Origin of the sequence: Streptomyces sp. W16 (assembly GCF_033194735.1) — a bacterium.
GTDB lineage: Bacteria > Actinomycetota > Actinomycetes > Streptomycetales > Streptomycetaceae > Streptomyces.
On sequence record NZ_JAWOAI010000125.1, the window covers coordinates 1 to 21,277 of the forward strand.

Genomic DNA, 21,277 nt, shown 5'->3' on the forward strand with positions numbered 1-21,277 from the left:
GCCGTGCAACCTGCTCGCGGAGGTCGCCGTCGCACCGGCCACGGTGCTGGGCTTCGCGGCGCTGGCGACGGCACCGGTGGTGATGCCGGTGGCCAAGGTCCTTGCGTGGGGCGCGAGTTGGCCCACCGGGTGGATCGCGGACGTGGCCCGGACCGGCGCGGCGCTGCCCGGTGGGGGAGTGGACTGGCCGGGCAGTTGGACGGGGGCGCTGCTGCTCGCTGTCGCCGTCGCGGTCCTCGCGCTGGTCGGCCGCAGGCTGCTGAAGCATCCGTGGCTGTGCGGTGTCTGCGGGTTGTTGCTCCTGCTGGTCGTGGTCGAGCCGGCGCCGCTCACCCGGGTGATCACGGGATGGCCGCCGCCGGGCTGGCGGTTCGCGATGTGCGACGTCGGGCAGGGCGACGCGACGGTGCTCGCGGCGGGCAAGGGCACCGGCGTGGTCGTGGACGCAGGACCCGATCCGAAACTGGTCGACCAGTGTCTGCGCACGCTCGGCATCACCAGGATTCCGCTGGTGGTCCTGACCCATTTCCATGCCGACCACGTCGCCGGACTGCCCGGGGTGCTGCGGGGCCGTTCGGTGGGCGCGATCGAGACGACGTCCTTCGAAGAGCCCGCGGACCAGGCCGAGTTGGTACGGAGAGCGGCAGCGGAACGGCACATCCCGATCACCCGGGCCGTCGCCGGGGAACAGCGACGTGCCGGCCCGCTCTCCTGGCAGGTGCTGTGGCCGCCACCGGAACCGGTACCGGACCAGGACGGCCCGAACGACGCGAGTGTCACGCTGCTCGTCCGGACGGCCGGGCTGCGGCTACTGCTGCTGGGAGACCTCGAACCCCCGGCCCAGCAGGAGCTGTTGAGGTCACCGGCGGCGGCGCTGCTGGGAGGCGTGGATGTCCTCAAGGTCGCTCACCATGGTTCGGCCTACCAGGACCCGGACCTGATACGCAGGGTCGCCCCGCGGCTGGCGCTGATCTCCTGCGGTGAGAACAACCCCTATGGGCACCCGGCCCCCAGCACGGTCGCGGCGCTGCGTGCGATGGGCGCGGTGGTCCTGCGGACGGACCTGGACGGGGCCCTGGCGGTGGGAGGCGAGGGGGACGGGCTGCGGGTGACACGGGACTGAGGGAGCCGGGGCGCTGAGCTGTGGTTGGCATGAGACTGGTGGCATGAATCCCGCACAGGTTGATGCATACCTCCGTCGGCTGGGAGTTCCGCGCCCGGCGTTGCCCACCGTCGATGTTCTGCGCGAGCTGCATCTGCGCCATCTGCAGACAGTGCCCTTCGAGAATCTGTCGATTCATCTGGGAGAGGAGATCGTGCTGGAGGAGAAGCAGCTGCTGGACAAGGTCGTGGGCGCGGGCAGGGGCGGGTTCTGCTACGAACTGAACGGACTGTTCGGCGCGTTGCTCGCCGCGCTGGGATTCGATGTCGCGCTGCTGGCGGCGCGGGTGTACGGGGACGGCGGGCGTCTGGGAATCCCGTACGACCATCTCGCGCTGCGGGTGCGGACGGTGGACGGGAGTGTGTGGCTGGCCGACGTGGGGTTCGGGACGCACAGTCACTATCCCCTGGCCTTCGCGGAGCGGGGTGAACAGGCGGACCCCGGCGGCATGTTCAGGATTACCGAGTCGGGGCCGGACGCGGCCGGGGTGCGGGGCGCCGAGTACGGGGAGAGAGCGTTTCGGGCCGCAGACCAGGCGGACCTCGCGGACTTGCCGGACCTGGACGTCGTCCGGAACGGCAAGCCCGAGTACCGGTTGGAGACGCGGCCCCGGGTGCTCGGTGACTTCGTGGCCGCGGCGTGGTGGCAGACGACATCCCCGGCGTCGCACTTCACGCAGTCGCTGGTCTGCTCGCGGCTCACGGACGACGGAGGGAGGATCACGCTCAGCGGTCGCGGCCTGACGGTGACGGCGGCGGACGGGACCCGGGATGTACGCGAACTGGCCGCGGACGAGGAGGTGTTGGAGGTGTACCGGGAGCAGTTCGGGATCGAGCTGGAGGAGGTGCCGACGGTGCGCACGCCCGCGTAGCCGTGGGGGAGTGCGCGCGAGCCCGCGGCCGTACCGGAAAATGTCCCCGTGAGTGATGTGAGACATGTGCTGGTGCTGCCCGACCGTGACGCGGCCGAGGAGGCCGCGGAGGCGCTCGGGGAGCGCTTCGCCCTCGACGAGGAACCGCAGCTGGTGCGGGACGCGCTGGCCGGCGAGGACGATGCCGAGGACGCGCAGTGGCTGCTTGTGCTGCGGGACGAGCGCGGACGGCTCGACCCCGGTGAGCTGGACGCGTTCGCGGGGGAGTGGGACGGCTGGCGCGAGGAGCCGTGACAAGTCACGAGCCCTCCACCGTCCCCACCGACACCCACCCCCGTTGTCAGTGCCGCGTGCGATGCTTTAGGGGATGGCCAAGAAGACTGCGAATGACGACCCTCTCGCCCCGGTGACGCTTGCCGTGGGCCAGGAGGACCTCCTGCTCGACCGTGCCGTGCAGGAGGTGGTGGCCGCCGCCCGGGCCGCCGACGCCGACACGGACGTACGTGACCTGACTTCGGACCAGCTGCAGCCCGGCACACTCGCCGAGTTGACCAGCCCGTCGCTCTTCGCGGAGCGCAAGGTCGTGGTCGTACGCAATGCGCAGGATCTGTCCGCCGACACGATCAAGGACGTGAAGGGGTATCTCGGGGCGCCCGCCGAGGAGATCACCCTGGTGCTGCTGCACGCGGGCGGGGTCAAGGGCAAGGGGCTGCTCGATGCCGCGCGCAAGGTGGGTGCGCGGGAGGTGGCCTGTCCCAAGATGACGAAGCCGGCGGACCGGCTGGCCTTTGTGCGCGGCGAGTTCCGGGCGACCGGGAGATCGGCCACGCCGGAGGCCTGCCAGGCGCTCGTCGACTCCATCGGCAGTGATCTGCGGGAGTTGGCGTCCGCGGTTACCCAGTTGGTCAGCGACATCGAGGGGACCATCGACGAGGCGATCGTCGGGCGGTACTACACCGGGCGGGCCGAGGCGTCGAGCTTCACGGTCGCGGACCGGGCCGTGGAGGGGCGGGCGGCGGAGGCGCTGGAGGCGCTGCGGTGGTCGCTGTCCACCGGGGTGGCGCCGGTGCTGATCACCAGCGCGTTGGCGCAGGGGGTGCGGGCGATCGGGAAGCTGTCGTCCGCGCGAGGCGGGCGGCCGGCGGATCTGGCGCGTGAGCTGGGGATGCCGCCGTGGAAGATCGACCGGGTGCGGCAGCAGATGCGGGGCTGGACACCGGACGCGGTCTCCGTCGCGCTGCGGGCGGTGGCCGAGGCGGACGCGGGAGTGAAGGGCGGGGGGGACGATCCGGAGTACGCGTTGGAGAAGGCGGTCGTCACGATCGCCCGGGCCGCCCGGTCCCGGGGACAGACCTGAGGCCCTGCTCCCAGCGAGGAGCAGGCCGGGGATACAGCAATGCCCCCGAAGTGGGTCCGGGGGCACTGTACGTGGCGTGGCGACCACGATGTCTGTCCGTGAATCGAGGTAGAGGGCTCGACGTTGTCCTCACGGCGGATTGCTACTGGTCCGGTCCGCGCGAGCGCGGGCCGAGGCAAGTGCGGAGGATCAGCCCTTGAGCGAGGTGACCTTGGAAGCAAGCGCCGACTTCTTGTTGGCGGCCTGGTTCTTGTGGATGACGCCCTTCGAGACGGCCTTGTCGAGCTGACGCGCGGCAGCGCGCTGGTACTCGGTGGCCTTCTCGACGTCACCCGCGGCAGCGGCCTCGCGGGCCTTGCGGATCGCGGTCTTCAGGGAGGACTTGACGGCCTTGTTGCGCAGCCGAGCCTTCTCGTTGGTCTTGATCCGCTTGATCTGGGACTTGATGTTCGCCACGAATGAGCCTTTGCAGGTTCTGGCACGGGGCCGCACGGGTCCCGGGCCGATGATTTTTCTTGGGGTGTGTCCCGCGCCCGAACTCGTGCAAGAGAGGGCATGAGACACAGCCACCCAGGCTACCAGCCGCCCGCCGGGCCACCCAAACCGGTCCCCGAGAGGCATCCGACCAACCTCTCGCACCGGCCCAAACCGGACGGCACCTCCCACGCGTGGGACGATGGAGCCTACGTATCGATCCGACCCGAGACCGCAGACACTGCGGACGCCTCAAGAATCAGGACCCTGCGTGCCCGCGATCCCCAGCCATGTGCCCGAGCCGAGCCGTACCGACCCGGCGCTGATCCGCAATTTCTGCATCATCGCGCACATCGACCACGGCAAGTCCACGCTGGCCGACCGGATGCTCCAGCTGACCGGAGTGGTCGACCAGCGGCAGATGCGTGCTCAGTACCTCGACCGCATGGACATCGAGCGCGAGCGCGGCATCACGATCAAGTCCCAGGCGGTGCGTCTGCCGTGGGCCCCCACCGACGGGGCCGACAAGGGCAGTACCCACATCCTCAACATGATCGACACCCCGGGACACGTCGACTTCACGTACGAGGTCTCGCGGTCGCTCGCCGCCTGCGAGGGCACCGTGCTGCTGGTGGACGCCGCCCAGGGCATCGAGGCCCAGACCCTCGCCAACCTCTACCTGGCGATGGAGAACGACCTCACGATCATCCCCGTACTGAACAAGATCGACCTGCCGGCCGCGCAGCCCGAGAAGTTCGCGGAGGAGCTGGCCAACCTGGTCGGCTGTGACCCCGAGGACGTTCTCAGGGTCTCCGCGAAGACCGGGCTCGGTGTCGACGTACTGCTCAACAAGGTCGTCAAGGAGGTCCCGGCGCCGGTCGGGAACGCGGACGCGCCGGCCCGCGCCATGATCTTCGACTCGGTCTACGACTCCTACCGCGGTGTCGTGACGTACATCCGAGTCATCGACGGGCAGCTCACCAAGCGCGAGAAGATCCGGATGATGTCCACGAACGCCACGCACGAGCTGCTGGAGATCGGGACGAACTCGCCGGAGATGCTCAGCGCGGACGGCCTCGGGGTCGGCGAGGTCGGCTATCTGATCACCGGTGTGAAGGACGTCCGCCAGTCCAAGGTCGGTGACACCATCACCACCCTGCACAAGGGGGCGACCGAGGCGCTCGGCGGTTACAAGGACCCCAAGCCCATGGTCTTCTCCGGGCTGTATCCGCTGGACGGGTCCGACTACCCGGAGCTGCGCGACGCCCTCGACAAGCTTCAGCTCAACGACGCCGCGCTGGTGTACGAGCCGGAGACCTCGGCGGCGCTGGGCTTCGGTTTCCGCGTCGGCTTCCTGGGACTGCTGCACCTGGACGTGATCCGGGAGCGGCTGGAGCGCGAGTTCGGGCTCGACCTGATCGCGACCGCGCCGAACGTGGTGTACCGCGTCGAGATGGAGGACGGCAGCGAGCATGTCGTCACCAACCCGAGCGAGTTCCCCGAGGGGAAGATCGACAAGGTCTACGAGCCCGTCGTGCGCGCGACGATCCTCGCGCCGTCGGAGTTCATCGGTTCGATCATGGAGCTGTGCCAGACCCGGCGCGGCACCCTGCTCGGCATGGACTACCTCTCCGAGGACCGCGTCGAGATCCGCTACACGCTCCCCCTCGCGGAGATCGTCTTCGACTTCTTCGACCAGCTGAAGTCCAAGACCCGCGGCTACGCCTCGCTCGACTACGAGCCCACCGGCGAGGTGGACTCCAGCCTGGTCAAGGTCGACATCCTGCTGCACGGCGACAAGGTGGACGCCTTCTCGGCGATCACGCACAAGGACGCGGCGTACGCGTACGGCGTGCGGCTGGTCGCCAAGCTGCGGGAGCTGATCCCGAGGCAGGCCTTCGAGGTGCCCATCCAGGCCGCCGTCGGCTCCCGGGTCATCGCCCGCGAGACGATCCGCGCCATCCGCAAGGACGTCCTCGCCAAGTGCTACGGCGGTGACATCTCGCGTAAGCGGAAGCTGCTGGAGAAGCAGAAGGAGGGCAAGAAGCGGATGAAGATGGTGGGTTCCGTGGAGGTTCCCCAGGAGGCGTTCATCGCGGTGCTGTCCAGCGACGACAGCGGTCCCGGCGCCAAGGGCAAGAAGTAGCGGCCCCGTACACCGGAATTCCGGAACAAACCGAGGCGATCCCCGGGGCCCGTCGTGCTGTCGCGCGGCGGGCCCCGCGTCCTGGCTCTGTAGGAAGCGACAGTCCGCCGCCCCTTACGCACCGGCCGGTCGCGCCTTACTCTGATCACTGCTCGATGGTTACTCGCGAGTTAAACAACAGCCGTAGCAATGAGCCAGCCGCACCGTCGCGGGCCCCGGAGGACGTCGTGAGCGACACACAGACCCTGATCGAGAACCGCCCGCCGTCCGTCGCGGGCCTCTTCCTGGAGCGCGTGGCGGCCACGCCGGATACCGAGGCCTACCGGCACCCGGTGCCTGCGGCCTCCGGCGAGGGCCCCGACGACTGGAAGTCGCTGAGCTGGGCGCAGGCCGCCGAGCGGGTCTTCGCGATCGCGGCCGGTCTGATCGAACTGGGCGTACAGCCCGAGCAGCGCGTCGCGCTCGCCTCCGCCACCCGGATCGAGTGGATCCTCGCCGACCTGGGCATCATGTGCGCCGGCGCCGCCACGACCACGGTGTATCCGCAGACCAACGCCGACGAGTCGACGTTCATCCTCGCCGACTCCGGGAGCAAGGTCCTGATCGCGGAGGACGCGGCGCAGCTCGCCAAGGCGCGCGAGCAGCGCGCCGAGCTGCCCGAGCTGACGCATGTCGTGGTCATCGACCCGACCGGCGTCGACACCGTGGAGGACGGCGACTGGGTGCTGAGCCTGGCCGAGCTGGAGCAGCGCGGTGCCGCGTACCTGGAGAAGAACCCGGACCTGATCAAGGAGCGGGTCGCGGGCATCACCAAGGACCAGCTCGCGACGATCATCTACACCTCCGGCACCACCGGCCGCCCCAAGGGCGTCCGGCTCCCGCACGACAACTGGTCCTACCTGGCGAAGGCCATCGCCGCGACCGGGCTGCTCGGTCCCGAGGACGTCCAGTACCTGTGGCTGCCGCTGGCGCACGTCTTCGGCAAGGTGCTCACGTCCGGCCATATCGAGATCGGGCACGTCACCGCCGTGGACGGCAGGCCCGACAAGATCATCGAGCATCTGCCGATCGTGCAGCCGACGTACATGGCGGCCGTTCCGCGCATCTTCGAGAAGGTCTACAACGGGGTCGCGGCCAAGGCACGGGCCGGCGGCGCCGCCAAGTACAAGATCTTCCAGTGGGCCTCGGAGGTCGCCCGCGAGTACGCCAAGGTCACCCAGGACAACTTCCGCCGCACCGGTTCGGCCACCGCGCCCTTCGGTCTCGCCGCCAAGCACAAGGTGGCCGACGCGCTGGTCTACGCGAAGATCCGCGAGGCCTTCGGCGGCAAGCTGCGCGCCTGTGTGTCGGGAAGTGCCGCGCTCTCGCCCGAGATCGGCTACTTCTTCGCCGGCGCCGGCATCCACATCCTGGAGGGCTACGGCCTGACCGAGTCCTCCGCGGCCTCCTTCGTGAACCCGGGCGAGGCCTACCGCACCGGCACGGTCGGCAAGCCGCTGCCCGGCACGGAGGTGCGCATCGCGGACGACGGCGAGATCCTGCTGCGCGGCCCCGGCATCATGGAGGGCTACCACGGGCTGCCCGAGAAGACGGCCGAAGTCCTGGAGCCGGACGGCTGGTTCCACACCGGCGACATCGGCGAGCTGTCCCCGGACGGCTATCTGCGCATCACCGACCGCAAGAAGGACCTCATCAAGACGTCCGGCGGCAAGTACATCGCGCCCACCGAGGTCGAGGGCCAGTTCAAGGCCGTGTGCCCGTACGTCTCGAACATCCTGGTGCACGGCGCCGACCGGAACTTCTGCACCGCGCTCATCGCCCTCGACGAACCGTCCATCCTGGACTGGGCGAAGGAGAACGGCGTGGCGGGCAAGTCCTACGCCGAGGTCGTCGCCGCGCCCGCGACGGTCGCCCTGGTCGAGGGCTACGTCAAGGAGCTCAACGAGGGTCTCCAGCGCTGGCAGACCATCAAGAAGTTCCGCCTCCTGCCGCGCGACCTCGACGTCGAGCACGGCGAGATCACCCCGAGCCTCAAGCTGAAGCGGCCGGTGGTGGAACGCGAGTACAAGCACCTGATCGACGAGATGTACGCGGGCTCACGCGAGGCGTAGCCGCCTGTTGTGACCGGGGGCGCGGTCCTAACGGCTGTGCCCCCGCCGCATGTCCCGCACCAGTTGCCCTATCTCCCGTACCTGGTGCCGGAGTTCGTGCACCTCGTCCACCGTGCTGGCGGTCATGTGCGCCTCGATCTCCTTGAGCCGCAGGGCCAGTTCGTCGAACTGGCCCTGCTCCCGCGCGAGCATCCGCTCCAACAACTGGTTCTTCCGGTGCAGTTCGAGGAAGACGGTGACCTTGGCGCGCAGCACCCACGGATCGAACGGCTTGGTCAAGTAGTCGGCCGCACCCGTGGCATAGCCACGGAAGGCATAACCCGCGTCCGCGTCGTTACCGGTCAGGAAGATGATCGGGACGTCCTTGGTCTGGTCGAGCCGTTTGATGTTGGCCGCGGTCTCGAAACCGTCCATGCCCGGCATACGGATGTCCAGCAGGACGACGGCGAAGCGTTGCCGCAGCAGCGCCTTCATCGCCTCCTCACCCGAACGAGCGCGTACCAGCGGCTCGTTGAGGGACCCCAGGACGGCCTCCAGCGCGACCAGGTTGTCCTCCATGTCGTCGACCAGGAGGATGCCGGCACGCTCGTCGGTCGTTGCCTCAGCGCTCATGATGGCTGGCCTCACTCGGTCGTCGGCGGTATCGCCGTCTCCTCCGGTGTACCCGGTTGTGCCCCCGCGATGTCCGCCTCGGACTCGGGGTCCAGGAGGGCGCAGACGACGGTCAGCAGCTGGTCCACGTCCACCGGCTTGGGCACGTAGTCGTTGGCGCCCCGCGCGATGGACTTCTCCCGGTCGCCGGGCATCGCCTTGGCGGTGAGCGCGACGATGGGCAGGCCGGTCCAGCGCGGGGTGCGGCGGATGGCGGCTATGGTCTCGTACCCGTCCATCTCCGGCATCATGATGTCCATCAGTACGAGTTCGACGTCGGGGTTGCGCTCCAGGGTCTCGATGCCCTCGCGGCCGTTCTCCGCGTAGAGCACCGGCATGCCGACGCGGCCCAGGACATGGGTGAGCGCGAAGACGTTGCGGATGTCGTCGTCCACGATCAACACCCGCCGCCCCGGCAGCACTTGACCGGCCCGGCCGGCCTTCCACGCCTCCAGCTTGGTGGGCGTCGGCCACGAGTCGTCCACCTCGTGCCCGGTGAACGGCTCGGCCGACAACTGCTCGTCCGTCGCGGGCAGTTCCCGGTCCTCGGAGGTCCGCCCTGTCGCCGCGTGACCGGGGCTGACGACGGGGACGTACAGCGTGAAGGTCGAACCGCAGCCCGGCTCGCTCTCCGCGACGATACGGCCACCGAGCAGCCCGGAGATCTCCCGGCTGATCGACAACCCGAGGCCGGTACCGCCGTACTTGCGGTTGGTCGTGCCGTCGGCCTGCTGGAACGCCTCGAAGATCACCGGGAGTTTCTCGGCGGCGATCCCGATGCCGGTGTCGGAGACGGCGAACGCGATGACCTCGTCGCTGTCGTGGGAGTAGCGGTGGTCGGGGTCCTTGACCCGGTTGACGCGGAGTTCGACCCGGCCGGTGGCGGTGAACTTGATGGCGTTGGACAGCAGGTTGCGCAGGATCTGCTGGAGCCGCTGCTCGTCCGACCACATCTCGCGCGGTACGTCCTCGCCGACCGACACCTCGAAGGCGAGCCCCCGGTCCAAGGTGAGCGGGCGGAACGTGGCGTGGACGTAGTCGAGGAGCTTGATGAGGGGGAGGCGCTTGGGGCGTACGTCCATCCGGCCGGCCTCGATCTTCGACAGGTCGAGGATGTCGTTGATGAGCTGGAGCAGGTCCGAGCCGGAGCGGTGGATCGTGGTCGCGAACTGCACTTCCTGGTCGGTGAGATGGCCGTCCGGGTTGTCGGAGAGCAGCCGGGCGAGGATCAGCAGCGAGTTCAGCGGGGTGCGCAGCTCGTGGCTCATGTTCGCCAGGAACTCCGACTTGTACTGGGAGCTGGTCGCCAACAGGGCCGCCTTCTCCTCCAGTTCGGCGTTGGAGCGCTGCAACTCGGCCTGCTGCTTCTGGAGTTCGTCCGAACGTTCCTGCAGCTGCTGGGCGAGCCGTTGGGACTCGCCGAGCAGGGACTCCGTGCGGGAGTTGGCGATGATGGTGTTGATCGCGACGCCGATGGTGTTCACGAACTGGTCGAAGAAGGCCAGGTGGACGTCTGAGAAGCGGGAGAAGGAGGCCAGTTCGATCACGCCGAGGAGCTTGTCCTCGAAGATGATCGGGATGATGACCACGCTCGCCGGGGCGGCTTCCCCGAGACCGCTGTTGATCTTGATGTAGTCCGGTGGGGCCTCCTCCACCAGGATCCGCTTCTTCTCCCGCGCCGCCTGCCGGACCAGACCGTGCACCGGCATCCCGCCCGTGTCGACGGTCGCGCCCTGCGCCGACCCGTACCCGGCGATGAAGGCAAGTCCCTTGGCCGGGATGGCCGTTCGCAGGCTGTCCTCGTCGGGATCGGCCAGGAAGAACGCCCCGTACTGGGCGTTCACCAGCGGGGTCAGCTCGCGCAGGATCAGGTCGGCGACCTCCATCAGGTCCCGGTGCCCCTGCATCAGCGCGGCGAGGCGGGCCAGGTTGGACTCCAGCCAGTCCTTCGCGCGGGTCGTCTCGCGGAGGTTGGCCACCATCAGGTTGATGTTGTCCTTGAGCTCGGTGACCTCGCCCTGGGTCTCCACCGTGATCGAGCGGGACATGTCGCCCTGGGCCACCGCGGAGGCCACCTCGGCGATCGCGCGGACCTGCGTGGTGAGGTTCAGTGCGAGTTCGTTCACGTTGGTCGTCAGGCGCTTCCAGGTGCCGTAGACGCCCTCCACCCGTGCCTGGCCGCCGAGTTGGCCCTCGGAGCCGACCTCGCGGGCCACCCGGGTGACCTCGGAGGAGAAGGAGGAGAGGGTGTCGACCATCGTGTTGATGGTGGTCTTCAGCTCCAGGATCTCGCCGCGCGCGTCCACGTCGATCTTCTTCGACAGGTCGCCCTGCGCCACGGCGGTGGCGACCTGGGCGATGTTCCGCACCTGTGAAGTCAGGTTGTCGGCCATGTAGTTGACGTTGTCGGTCAGGTCCCGCCAGACACCCGAGACGCCCAACACCTGGGCCCGGCCACCGAGTCGGCCGTCGGTGCCGACCTCGCGGGCCACCCGGGTCACCTCGTCGGCGAAGGCGCGCAGCTGCTCCACCATCGTGTTGACGGTGTCCTTGAGTTCGAGGATCTCGCCGCGCGCGTCGACGGTGATCTTCTTCGACAGGTCGCCGTTGGCGACGGCGGTCGTCACCTGGGCGATGTTCCGTACCTGTGAAGTCAGGTTCAGGGCCATGAAGTTGACGTTGTCCGTCAGGTCTTTCCAGACCCCGGACACGCCCCGCACCTGCGCCTGACCGCCGAGGTTGCCCTCCGTGCCGACCTCGCGCGCCACACGCGTCACCTCGTCCGCGAACGCGGAGAGCTGGTCGACCATCGTGTTGATCGTGGACTTCAGCTCCAGGATCTCGCCCTTCGCCTCCACCGTGATCTTCTTGCCGAGGTCGCCCTGCGCGACCGCCGTCGACACCAGTGCGATGTTGCGGACCTGCGAAGTCAGGTTGTCCGCCATGAAGTTGACGTTGTCGGTGAGGTCCTTCCAGACCCCGGAGACGCCACGCACCTGGGCGCGTCCGCCGAGGTTGCCCTCGGTGCCGACCTCGCGGGCGACGCGTGTGACCTCGTCGGCGAAGGCGGAGAGCTGGTCCACCATCGTGTTGATGGTCGACTTCAGCTCCAGGATCTCGCCCTGCGCGTCGACGGTGATCTTCTGCGACAGGTCACCGTTCGCCACGGCCGTCGTCACCTGGGCGATGTTCCGCACCTGCGAAGTCAGGTTCGACGCCATGAAGTTGACGTTGTCCGTGAGGTCCTTCCACACGCCGGACACGCCCCGCACCTGCGCCCGCCCGCCCAACTGGCCCTCGGTGCCGACCTCGCGGGCGACGCGCGTGACCTCGTCGGCGAACGCGGAGAGCTGGTCGACCATCGTGTTCACGGTGAGCTTCAGTTCGAGCAGTTCGCCGGTCGCCTCGACGGTGACCGTGCGCGTGAGGTCGCCGCGCGCCACCGCCGTCGTCACCAGGGCGATGTCCCGCACCTGCGCGGTCAGCCGGGACGCCATCGTGTTGACCGCCTCGGTCACGTCCCGCCAACTGCCCGACAAGCCCTGCACCTTGGCCCGCCCGCCGAGTCTGCCCTCGGTGCCGACCTCGCGGGCGACCCGGGTCACCTCCCCGGTGAACAGGGAGAGTTGGTCCACCATCTTGTTCACGGCCCGGCCGAGGCGCCGTAGGTCACCGCGCAACTCCCTGCTGCCGTCGTGCAGATCGACCCGCTGGGTCAGATCGCCGCCCGCCACCGCGTCCAGTACCCGGGTCGCGTTGGCGGCCGGGGCGACCAGGGCGTCGAGGAGCTGGTTGACGTCGTTGACGCGGGAGGTCCAGCCGCCCTGGCCGGGGCTCGCGGAGAGACGTTCGTCGAGGCGGCCGTGGCGGATCAGCTCCCGTTTGACGCGCTGCGTCTCGGAGTTGAAGTGGGTGCTGCGGTCCATGATCTGGTTGAAGGCGGCGGTCAGTTCGGCCACCATGCCGTGACCCGTCTCCGGTGCCTTCGTGAAGTCGCCGTCGCGCGCCGCCGTCATCACGGCGAACAGAGGGCGGAGATCCGATGCTCGAATCCAGTCCTCTTTGTGTCCGTCTTCGAGCACACGCGTAGCACTGTTCTCACTCATGGCGGCCCACTTCGGTAACTCGGCGCTTATGGCCGCGGTCAGTCTGTCACTCTGTCCGCATCGACCGAGGCGTATTCGTCCGATCTGCTCGGGGAGCTGTGCATGGGGGCAATTCCGACGCAACGGGAGACCACTTCGCGCGCTCCCGATGCGCCCGCGCACCACGGCGCGGACCCGCGCACGACCATGCGCGCCACGCTCTCCGGAAGCCCCCTCGCGCCCGGCTCCGCCCGCGGCCTGGTGCGTGCCGCGCTCCAGGAGTGGACCGAACTCGCCCTGCCCGGTGCCGAACACCTCACCGTCCGGCTCGCCGACGACGCGATGGTCGTCGTCAGCGAACTCGTCACCAACGCCGTCGTACACGCCGGTACGGACGTCGAGCTGGTCTGTCGGCTGGAGGACGACCGGTCCGTCGTCGTGGAGGTCGCCGACCACCACCCCTCCCGCGCCCCGCGCGACAACAGCAGCGAACCGGCGTACGAGACACCGGAGTTCGGGCGCGGACTGCGGCTCGTCGCCACGCTCGCCGAGTCCTGGGGCGTCACCTACCGCACCGGCACCAAGACCGTCTGGGCCCGCCTGCCCGCCGAAGGCAGCCCGGTCGCCGAGGAGTTGGAGACGTACGCCGGGGAACGCGGTCTGCGCGTCGCCGAGATCCTCGCCCCCGAACCCCAGCGCGCCGAACGCGACCGGGACTGGCTCGGCCGCGGCGCCCTCTCCTTCCTCGCCGAGGCCTCCGACCTCCTCGCCGGACAGCTCGACGAGGACTTGGTCGCCGCGCTCGCCGGACAGCTCATCGTGCCGAGACTCGCCGACTGGTGCGCCGTATGGCTGGAGGACGAGGTGATGGGCCGGTGGGGGTCCCCCCGGTCGAGCGGAGCCGAGAGTGGAGGAGGCTGGAGCGAGGACGCCGGGGCCGGACCGCGCCTCGCCCGGGTCTGGCACGGCAGCGAGAACCGCATCGAGGAACTGCGCGGCGCCCTGGAGAAGCACCCGCCCCGCCCGCAGGACTCGCTGCGACCCGTGTCCTACCCCTGGCCCGCCGACGCCCTCGGCCCGCACGGCACCCACGGCGCGGCACTGGCGTACCGGCTGATCGCGGGCGGCCGTCCGCTCGGCACCCTGGTCATCGGACGGTCCGGGCTGCCGTGCTTCCCCGACGAGGTCACCGGCCTCGTCGAGGACCTCAGCCGCCGCGTCGCGCTCGCCATCGGCGCGGCCCGCCAGTACGCCCGCCAGGTCACCATCAGCCGCGTCCTCCAGCGCGGCCTGCTGCCCGGCGCCGTCGCCGAGATCCCCGGCGTGCACAGCGCCCTCGTCTACGAACCCTGCGACAAGGGCGGCCCCAGCGGCGACTTCTACGACCTGTTCCCGGCCGGCGACGGCCGCTGGTGCTTCGCCCTCGGCGACGTCCAGGGCAAGGGCCCCGAGGCCGCCGTGGTCATCGGCCTCGCCCGCCCCTGGCTACGCCTCCTCGCCCGCGAGGGCTACCGCGTCGCCGACGTCCTCGACCGTCTCAACCAGCTCCTCCTCGACGACGCCACCGAGGCCGCCGACGCCGCGGCCCACGCCCTGGTCGCCGCGGGCGGCATGCCGGGCCCGGTCGGCGACGGCCCCCGCTTCCTCTCCCTCCTCTACGGCGAGCTGGTCCCCTTCGACGGCGGCGTCCGCTGCACCCTCGCCTCCGCCGGACACCCGCTGCCACTGCTCCTCGGACCGGACGGCTCCGTCGCCACGACCGCCCGCCCACAGACCCTCCTCGGCGTCATCGAGGACGTCACCTACACCAGCGAGACCTTCGAACTGCATCCGGGCGACAGCCTGTTGTGCGTCACGGACGGGGTGACCGAGCGCCGCTCCGGCTCCGTCCAGTTCGACGACGGCGACGGCCTGGCGACCGCGCTCGCCGGGTGCGCGGGACTGAGCGCCGAGCTGATCGCGGAGCGGATCAAGCGGCTGGTGCACGAGTTCGGCGGTCGGCCGCCCGAGGACGACATGGCGCTGCTGGTGCTGCAGGCCGAGTAGTCCTCGCCGGTGCTGGACAATGGAGGGCATGCCTTCCGCACTCCCCGACGGCGATCCCGTCCCCGACGACGGCGCCCTGCCCGCACAGGCGCTCGCCGGATCGGCCGACCGCCCCCTCGGGTTCTATCTGCACGTCCCGTACTGCGCGACCCGCTGCGGCTACTGCGACTTCAACACCTACACGGCGACCGAGCTGCGCGGCACGGGCGGAGTGCTGGCCTCCCGCGACAACTACGCGGACACCCTGATCGACGAGGTCCGCCTGGCCCGCAAGGTCCTCGGCGACGACCCGCGCCCGGTCCGCACGGTCTTCGTCGGCGGCGGTACGCCCACGCTGCTGGCGGCGGGCGATCTGGTACGGATGCTGGGCGCGATCCGCGACGAGTTCGGCCTCGCCCCGGACGCGGAGATCACCACGGAGGCCAACCCGGAGTCGGTCGACCCGGCCTACCTCGCGACCCTCCGCCAGGGCGGCTTCAACCGGATCTCCTTCGGCATGCAGAGCGCGAAACAGCACGTCCTGAAGGTCCTGGACCGCACCCACACCCCCGGCCGCCCCGAGGCCTGCGTGTCCGAGGCCCGCGCGGTCGGCTTCGAACACGTCAACCTCGACCTGATCTACGGCACCCCGGGCGAGACGGACGACGACTGGCGGGCCTCGCTCGACGCGGCCCTCGGCGCGGGCCCCGACCACGTCAGCGCCTACGCCCTGATCGTCGAGGAGGGCACCCAGCTGGCCCGCCGGATCCGCCGCGGCGAGGTCCCGATGACGGACGACGACGTGCACGCCGACCGGTACCTCATCGCGGACGAGGTGATGTCCGCGGCGGGCTTCGACTGGTACGAGGTGTCCAACTGGGCGACGTCGAAATCCGGCCGTTGTCTGCACAACGAGCTCTACTGGCGCGGCGCCGACTGGTGGGGCGCGGGCCCCGGAGCGCACTCGCACGTCGGCGGAGTGCGGTGGTGGAACGTGAAGCATCCCGGCGCGTACGCGGGGGCACTGGCGGCCGGCCGCTCCCCGGGCGCGGGCCGGGAGATCCTCTCCGCGGAGGACCGCCGGGTGGAACGCATCCTGCTGGAGCTACGACTCCGGGAGGGCGCCCCGCTGGACCTGCTCCACCCGGAGGGGCTCGCGGCTTCGCGCCGGGCACTGGGGGACGGGCTGCTGGAGGCGGGGCCGTACGAGGAGGGGAGCGCCGTGCTCACGTTGCGGGGGCGGTTGCTGGCGGACGCGGTGGTACGGGACCTGGTGGACTGATCACTCGGGGCAGCGGTTCAGGACCAGATTCCCCGGCGTTGCTGGAGACGGCTTCAGAGCCAGCGAGTAGCGATCCTCGATGAGCCCAGTGAGCCTCACACCGTTGGAGCCCATCGGTGTCGAACTGGACACCAGCGAATTCGCCACCTACGAGAAGGTCAGGCCTCACCGCTGTCCGTGACGAAGTCGATCAACTCCTCGACCCGCCCCAGCAGTTCCGGCTCCAGGTCCTTGTAGGACTGGACCTTGGCCAGAATCGCCTGCCACACCGCACCGGTGTTTTCCGGCCAACCCTGCGCCCGGCACACCCCCGTCTTCCAGTCCTGTCCGTGCGGGATCCGGGGCCAGGCGGCGATGCCCACGGAGGACGGTTTCACGGCCTCCCAGATGTCGATGTAGGGGTGGCCGACGACGAGGGCGTGCTCACTGGTGACGGACTGGGCGATGCGCCACTCCTTGGTGCCGGGGAGCAGATGGTCCACCAGGATGCCGAGGCGGGCGTCCGGGCCCGGGGCGAACTCCGCCACGATGGCCGGCAGGTCGTCGACGCCCTCCAGGTACTCGACCACCACACCCTCGATGCGCAGGTCGTCGCCCCACACCCGCTCGACGAGTTCCGCGTCGTGCCGGCCCTCGACGTAGATCCGCCCGGCGCGGGCCACACGCGCGCGTGCACCGGGAACGGCCACCGAACCGGATGCCGTACGAGTGGGCCGTAGCGGACTCGACACCGGCCTGACCAGGGTCACGACCCTGCCCTCCAGGAGGAAGCCGCGCGGCTCCAGGGGGAACACCCGGTGCTTGCCGAAGCGGTCCTCCAGGGTGACCGTGCCGGCCTCGCAGCGGATCACCGCGCCGCAGAAACCGGTGCCCGGCTCCTCGACCACCAGGCCCGTTTCCGCGGGGACCTCGGGGACGGGCTTCGGCTTCTTCCACGGCGGGGTCAGGTCGGCGGAGTACTGGCGCATTCGGATGACGATAGGAGAAGGCCAGGAGGCGTCACCGCGACACGCCGAAACGCGTTGCCAACGCGTCCCGTTGGGCCCGCACGAACCCCGCGTCCACCACCGCTCCGTGACCGGGCACGTACAGCGCGTCCTCCCCGCCCAGGCCGAGCAGCCGGTCCAGGGCGGCGGGCCAGTGCGACGGTACGGCGTCGGGCCCCGCCTGGGGATCGCCGGACTCCTCGACCAGGTCGCCGCAGAAGACGACCGGCGGGGAGCCCGGGACGCCTTGGACGACGACCGCGAGATCGTGGGACGTGTGACCCGGGCCCGCGTTCACCAGCAGGACCTGGCGGTCGCCGCCCAGGGAGAGCGTCCACTCGTCCGGGACGGCGACAAAGGCCAGGTGACGCGGGTGGGCCAGAGCGGCCACGGCCTCGTCGGCCACGCGCGCGTGGAGGCCGTTCTCGACCGCGTCCCCACGGAGTGCCTCCCGCTCGTCCGTCAACACCCGCTCCACGCCCACCGCACCGAACACCTCCGCGTCCGCGAACTCCGCCGCCCCGAAGACATGGTCGAAATGCGGGTGGGTGAGCGCGAGATGGGTCACAGCGTGCCCGGCGAGCGCCTGCGCCTCCGCGCGCAACCGCGCGCCCTCCGCGAGACCCGACCCGGCGTCGATCATCAGCGCCGAACCCTCCCCGACGACCAGACCGACCGTGCAGTCCCAGCCAGGCAGCCGGCACCGGCCCACCCCGGCGGCCAGCCGCTCCCACCCCGCCTCTTCCCAAGTCACCGTCATGCAGCGACGCTAACGGTGACGGCACCTATGGCGTGACATCGCAGGACCGGCCTTGCCCGGGGTGTACCTCACGGCCGTACACTGGCCGGGGAACGGCTGGCACTCACGCGCACAGAGTGCCAGGAAAGGGCGGGCTCGCGACAAGCGGCGACAAAGGCGACCAGAACTGGAGGTGTGCGCGATGCTCAGCGAACGCAGGCTCCAGGTGCTGCGCGCCATCGTCCAGGACTATGTCGGCACCGAGGAGCCGGTGGGCTCCAAGGCGCTCACCGAGCGGCACAGCCTCGGCGTCTCCCCGGCGACCGTGCGCAACGACATGGCGGCCCTGGAGGACGAGGGGTACATCGCCCAGCCGCACACCAGCGCCGGACGCATCCCCACGGACAAGGGCTACCGGCTGTTCGTCGACAAGCTCGCCGGCGTCAAGCCGATGACCGGCCCCGAGCGCAAGGCCATCCAGAACTTCCTCGACGGCGCCGTCGACCTCGACGACGTCGTGGGCCGTACGGTACGGCTGCTCGCGCAGCTCACCCGGCAGGTCGCCGTCGTGCAGTACCCCTCGCTGACCCGCTCGACCGTCCGGCACGTGGAGCTGCTGTCGCTGGCCCCCGCGCGCGTGATGCTCGTGCTGATCACGGACACCGGGCGGGTCGAGCAGCGCATGGTGGACTGCCCGGCGCCCTTCGGGGAGTCCTCGCTCGCGGATCTGCGCGCGCGGCTCAACAGCCGGATCGCGGCCCGCCGCTTCGCGGACGTACCCCAGCTCGTGCAGGACCTGCCGGACGCCTTCGAGAACGAGGACCGCGGCACGGTCGCGACGGTGCTCTCCACCCTCCTGGAGACTCTCGTCGAGGAGACCGAGGAGCGGCTGATGATCGGCGGCACCGCCAATCTCACCCGCTTCGGACATGACTTTCCCCTCACCATCCGCCCCATCCTGGAAGCGCTGGAGGAGCAGGTCGTCCTCCTCAAGTTGCTTGGTGAGGCGGGGGATTCGGGCATGACCGTACGGATCGGTCATGAGAACGCCTACGAGGGACTCAACTCCACGTCGGTGGTGTCGGTCGGCTACGGTTCGGGCGGCGAGGCAGTCGCCAAGCTCGGCGTGGTCGGACCGACCCGCATGGATTACCCGGGAACGATGGGAGCGGTACGCGCAGTGGCACGGTACGTCGGACAGATCCTGGCGGAGTCCTAAGTGGCCACGGACTACTACGCCGTTCTCGGCGTGCGTCGCGACGCGTCGCAGGATGAGATCAAGAAGGCCTTCCGTAGGCTCGCGCGCGAGCTGCACCCGGACGTCAATCCGGATCCGAAGACCCAGGAGCGGTTCAAGGAGATCAACGCCGCCTACGAGGTGCTCTCGGACCCGCAGAAGAAGCAGGTCTACGACCTCGGCGGCGACCCCCTCTCGCAGGCGGGCGGTGCCGCGGGCGGCTTCGGTCAGGGCGGCTTCGGGAACTTCTCGGACATCATGGACGCGTTCTTCGGCACGGCGTCGCAGCGCGGACCGCGCTCGCGCACCCGCCGCGGCCAGGACGCCATGATCCGGCTCGAAATCGAGCTGGACGAGGCGGCCTTCGGCACCACGAAGGACATCCAGGTCGACACGGCCGTCGTCTGCAACACCTGCAACGGTGAGGGCGCGGCCCCGGGCACCTCCGCCCAGACGTGCGACATGTGCCGCGGTCGCGGTGAGGTGTCGCAGGTGACCCGGTCCTTCCTGGGCCAGGTCATGACGTCCCGCCCCTGCCCGCAGTGCCAGGGCTTCGGCACCGTCGTGCCGACACCGTGCCCGGAGTGCGCCGGTGACGGCCGCGTCCGCTCGCGGCGCACGCTGACGGTGAAGATCCCGGCCGGTGTGGACAACGGCACGCGGATCCAGCTCGCGGGCGAGGGCGAGGTCGGCCCCGGCGGCGGCCCCGCCGGTGACCTGTACGTCGAGATCCACGAGCTGCCGCACGCGATGTTCCAGCGCCGCGGCGACGACCTGCACTGCACGGTCACGCTTCCCATGACGGCCGCGTCCCTGGGCACGAAGGTGCCGTTGGAGACGCTGGACGGCATGGAGGAGGTCGACATCCGGCCGGGCACCCAGTCCGGCCAGTCGATCCCGCTGCACACCCGGGGCATCACGCATCTGCGCGGCGGCGGCCGGGGCGACCTCATCGTGCATGTCGAGGTCACCACCCCGACCAAGCTCGACGTGGAGCAGGAACGCCTCCTCAGGGAGCTGGCGAAGCTGCGCGGCGAGGAGCGGCCCATGGGGACGTTCCAGCCGGGGCAGCAGGGCCTGTTCTCCCGTCTGAAGGACGCGTTCAACGGCCGCTGAACCGGTCGTCGAATCGGTCTCCGCCTGGGCATGCACCTGTCCTATGCCGGGCGGAAGGCCGGATTCGGACTTGTTCGGAGGACGTGACAACATGCCGTCATGTCCTCCGCACTGACCGATCTCTTCCCTCATCCGATCGTGCAGGCCCCCATGGCGGGCGGTGTCTCCGTACCGCGCCTCGCGGCTGCCGTGTCCGAGGCCGGCGGGCTGGGGTTCCTCGCCGCCGGGTACAAGACCGCCGACGGCATGTACCAGGAGATCAAGCAGCTGCGGAGCCTGACGGCCCGCCCCTTCGGCGTGAACCTCTTCATGCCGCAGCCCGAGTACGCGGACAAGGCCGCCGTGGACGTCTACGCCCACCAGCTGGCCGGCGAGGCCGCCTGGTACGACACGGAGCTCGGCGACCCGGACAGCGGTCGCGAGGACGGCTACGACGCGAAGCTGTCCGTGCTGCTCGACAACCCGGTGTCCTTCGCCTCCTTCCACTTCGGCGTCCCCACCCGTGAGGTGCTGGACTCGCTGCGCCGGGCCGGGACCTTCACCCTCGTCACCGCCACCACCGCCGAGGAGGCCCTCGCCGTGGAGCGGGCCGGCGCCGACGCGGTGATCGCGCAGGGCGTCGAGGCAGGCGGCCACCAGGGCACCCACCGCGACCTCCCGGAGAACGACGGCTCCGGCATCGGCCTGCTCTCCCTGGTCGCCCAGATCCGCGAGACGGTGTCTCTCCCGATCGTCGCCGCCGGTGGTCTGATGCGCGGCAGCCAGATCGCCGCCGCCCTCGCGGCGGGCGCGAGCGCGGCCCAGCTCGGCACGGCGTTCCTCGCCACCCCCGAGTCCGCGGCGAACGTCGTGCACAAGCAGGCACTCACCAACCCCCTTTTCACGCGCACCGAGTTGACCCGCGCGTTCTCCGGCCGCCCGGCCCGCGGCCTGGTCAACCGCTTCATGCGCGAGCACGGCCCGTACGCCCCCGCCGCGTACCCCGAGGTCCACCACCTGACCTCGCCGCTCCGCAAGCAGGCCGCCGCGGCCGGC

Annotated in this window: 16 protein-coding genes; 11 read left to right on the plus strand and 5 right to left on the minus strand. The window is 70.0% G+C overall.

The annotated features are described in order from the left end of the window. From R6V09_RS18650 to holA, 4 genes are all read left to right on the plus strand, one after another. The coding region (locus tag R6V09_RS18650) for a ComEC/Rec2 family competence protein (protein ID WP_317882539.1) at positions 1-1,123 on the plus strand (1,123 nt) is incomplete at its 5' end. Between the two features lie 43 nt (positions 1,124-1,166). After that, positions 1,167-2,033, plus strand: coding sequence for an arylamine N-acetyltransferase family protein (locus R6V09_RS18655; RefSeq protein ID WP_317882540.1), 867 nt, complete (start codon positions 1,167-1,169; stop codon positions 2,031-2,033). Positions 2,034-2,081: 48 nt separating this feature from the next. Next, entirely contained in the window at positions 2,082-2,327 is a 246-nt protein-coding gene (locus R6V09_RS18660) for a hypothetical protein (protein WP_093626637.1), read from the plus strand. Between the two features lie 73 nt (positions 2,328-2,400). Next, on the plus strand, positions 2,401-3,390 hold the full coding sequence (gene holA, locus R6V09_RS18665) for a DNA polymerase III subunit delta (RefSeq protein WP_317882541.1): 990 nt from the start codon (positions 2,401-2,403) through the stop codon (positions 3,388-3,390). 189 nt (positions 3,391-3,579) lie between these two features. Here the strand turns inward: holA and rpsT are convergent, their stop codons facing one another. Next, on the minus strand, positions 3,580-3,846 hold the full coding sequence (rpsT, locus tag R6V09_RS18670) for a 30S ribosomal protein S20 (RefSeq protein ID WP_099499233.1): 267 nt from the start codon (positions 3,844-3,846) through the stop codon (positions 3,580-3,582). Positions 3,847-4,135: 289 nt separating this feature from the next. Here rpsT and lepA point away from each other — a divergent pair, with 289 nt between their 5' ends. Both lepA and R6V09_RS18680 read left to right on the plus strand, forming a co-directional pair. After that, on the plus strand, positions 4,136-6,010 hold the full coding sequence (lepA, locus tag R6V09_RS18675; protein ID WP_317882542.1) for a translation elongation factor 4: 1,875 nt from the start codon (positions 4,136-4,138) through the stop codon (positions 6,008-6,010). A 227-nt stretch (positions 6,011-6,237) separates the two neighbouring features. Continuing rightward, positions 6,238-8,121 carry an AMP-dependent synthetase/ligase gene (locus R6V09_RS18680; protein ID WP_317882543.1) on the plus strand — a complete coding sequence of 628 codons (1,884 nt, stop codon included), beginning with the start codon at positions 6,238-6,240 and terminating at the stop codon, positions 8,119-8,121. 27 nt (positions 8,122-8,148) lie between these two features. Here R6V09_RS18680 and R6V09_RS18685 read toward each other — a convergent pair whose 3' ends face one another. Both R6V09_RS18685 and R6V09_RS18690 read right to left on the minus strand, forming a co-directional pair. After that, positions 8,149-8,733: a response regulator gene (locus R6V09_RS18685; RefSeq protein WP_317882544.1), complete on the minus strand. Its 585-nt coding sequence runs from the start codon at positions 8,731-8,733 to the stop codon at positions 8,149-8,151. Positions 8,734-8,744: 11 nt separating this feature from the next. Continuing rightward, positions 8,745-12,878: a HAMP domain-containing protein gene (locus tag R6V09_RS18690; protein WP_317882545.1), complete on the minus strand. Its 4,134-nt coding sequence runs from the start codon at positions 12,876-12,878 to the stop codon at positions 8,745-8,747. A gap of 102 nt (positions 12,879-12,980) precedes the next feature. On the opposite strand from R6V09_RS18690, the gene R6V09_RS18695 reads away from it, so the two are divergent. Further along, positions 12,981-14,903, plus strand: coding sequence for a SpoIIE family protein phosphatase (locus R6V09_RS18695; protein WP_317882546.1), 1,923 nt, complete (start codon positions 12,981-12,983; stop codon positions 14,901-14,903). Positions 14,904-14,931: 28 nt separating this feature from the next. After that, on the plus strand, positions 14,932-16,164 hold the full coding sequence (gene hemW, locus R6V09_RS18700; RefSeq protein ID WP_317882547.1) for a radical SAM family heme chaperone HemW: 1,233 nt from the start codon (positions 14,932-14,934) through the stop codon (positions 16,162-16,164). A 158-nt stretch (positions 16,165-16,322) separates the two neighbouring features. On the opposite strand, the gene R6V09_RS18705 is transcribed toward hemW, so the two are convergent. Both R6V09_RS18705 and R6V09_RS18710 read right to left on the minus strand, forming a co-directional pair. Then, complete coding sequence (locus tag R6V09_RS18705; protein WP_317882548.1) at positions 16,323-17,132, minus strand: DUF3097 domain-containing protein; 810 nt, start codon at positions 17,130-17,132, stop codon at positions 16,323-16,325. Between the two features lie 31 nt (positions 17,133-17,163). Further along, positions 17,164-17,910 (minus strand): MBL fold metallo-hydrolase, encoded by a 747-nt coding sequence (locus R6V09_RS18710; RefSeq protein WP_317882549.1) that lies wholly within the window; start codon positions 17,908-17,910, stop codon positions 17,164-17,166. 181 nt (positions 17,911-18,091) lie between these two features. Here R6V09_RS18710 and hrcA point away from each other — a divergent pair, with 181 nt between their 5' ends. From hrcA to R6V09_RS18725, 3 genes are all read left to right on the plus strand, one after another. Then, a complete protein-coding gene (gene hrcA, locus R6V09_RS18715; protein ID WP_043676478.1) occupies positions 18,092-19,108 on the plus strand; it encodes a heat-inducible transcriptional repressor HrcA in 1,017 nt (338 codons plus the stop codon). Next, positions 19,109-20,242 (plus strand): molecular chaperone DnaJ, encoded by a 1,134-nt coding sequence (gene dnaJ, locus R6V09_RS18720; RefSeq protein WP_317882550.1) that lies wholly within the window; start codon positions 19,109-19,111, stop codon positions 20,240-20,242. It begins immediately after the preceding gene. Between the two features lie 99 nt (positions 20,243-20,341). Continuing rightward, positions 20,342-21,277: nitronate monooxygenase (locus R6V09_RS18725; protein ID WP_317882551.1), on the plus strand; the 936-nt coding region annotated here is incomplete at its 3' end.

Coding starts and splice junctions, on each gene's coding strand:
- R6V09_RS18655 (WP_317882540.1), top strand. CDS start 1,167: ATGAATCCCGCACAGGTTGATGCATACCTCCGTCGGCTGGGAGTTCCG.
- holA (WP_317882541.1), top strand. CDS start 2,401: ATGGCCAAGAAGACTGCGAATGACGACCCTCTCGCCCCGGTGACGCTT.
- R6V09_RS18685 (WP_317882544.1), bottom strand. CDS start 8,733: ATGAGCGCTGAGGCAACGACCGACGAGCGTGCCGGCATCCTCCTGGTC.
- R6V09_RS18690 (WP_317882545.1), bottom strand. CDS start 12,878: ATGAGTGAGAACAGTGCTACGCGTGTGCTCGAAGACGGACACAAAGAG.
- R6V09_RS18695 (WP_317882546.1), top strand. CDS start 12,981: ATGGGGGCAATTCCGACGCAACGGGAGACCACTTCGCGCGCTCCCGAT.
- hemW (WP_317882547.1), top strand. CDS start 14,932: ATGCCTTCCGCACTCCCCGACGGCGATCCCGTCCCCGACGACGGCGCC.
- R6V09_RS18705 (WP_317882548.1), bottom strand. CDS start 17,132: ATGCGCCAGTACTCCGCCGACCTGACCCCGCCGTGGAAGAAGCCGAAG.
- R6V09_RS18710 (WP_317882549.1), bottom strand. CDS start 17,910: ATGACGGTGACTTGGGAAGAGGCGGGGTGGGAGCGGCTGGCCGCCGGG.
- hrcA (WP_043676478.1), top strand. CDS start 18,092: ATGCTCAGCGAACGCAGGCTCCAGGTGCTGCGCGCCATCGTCCAGGAC.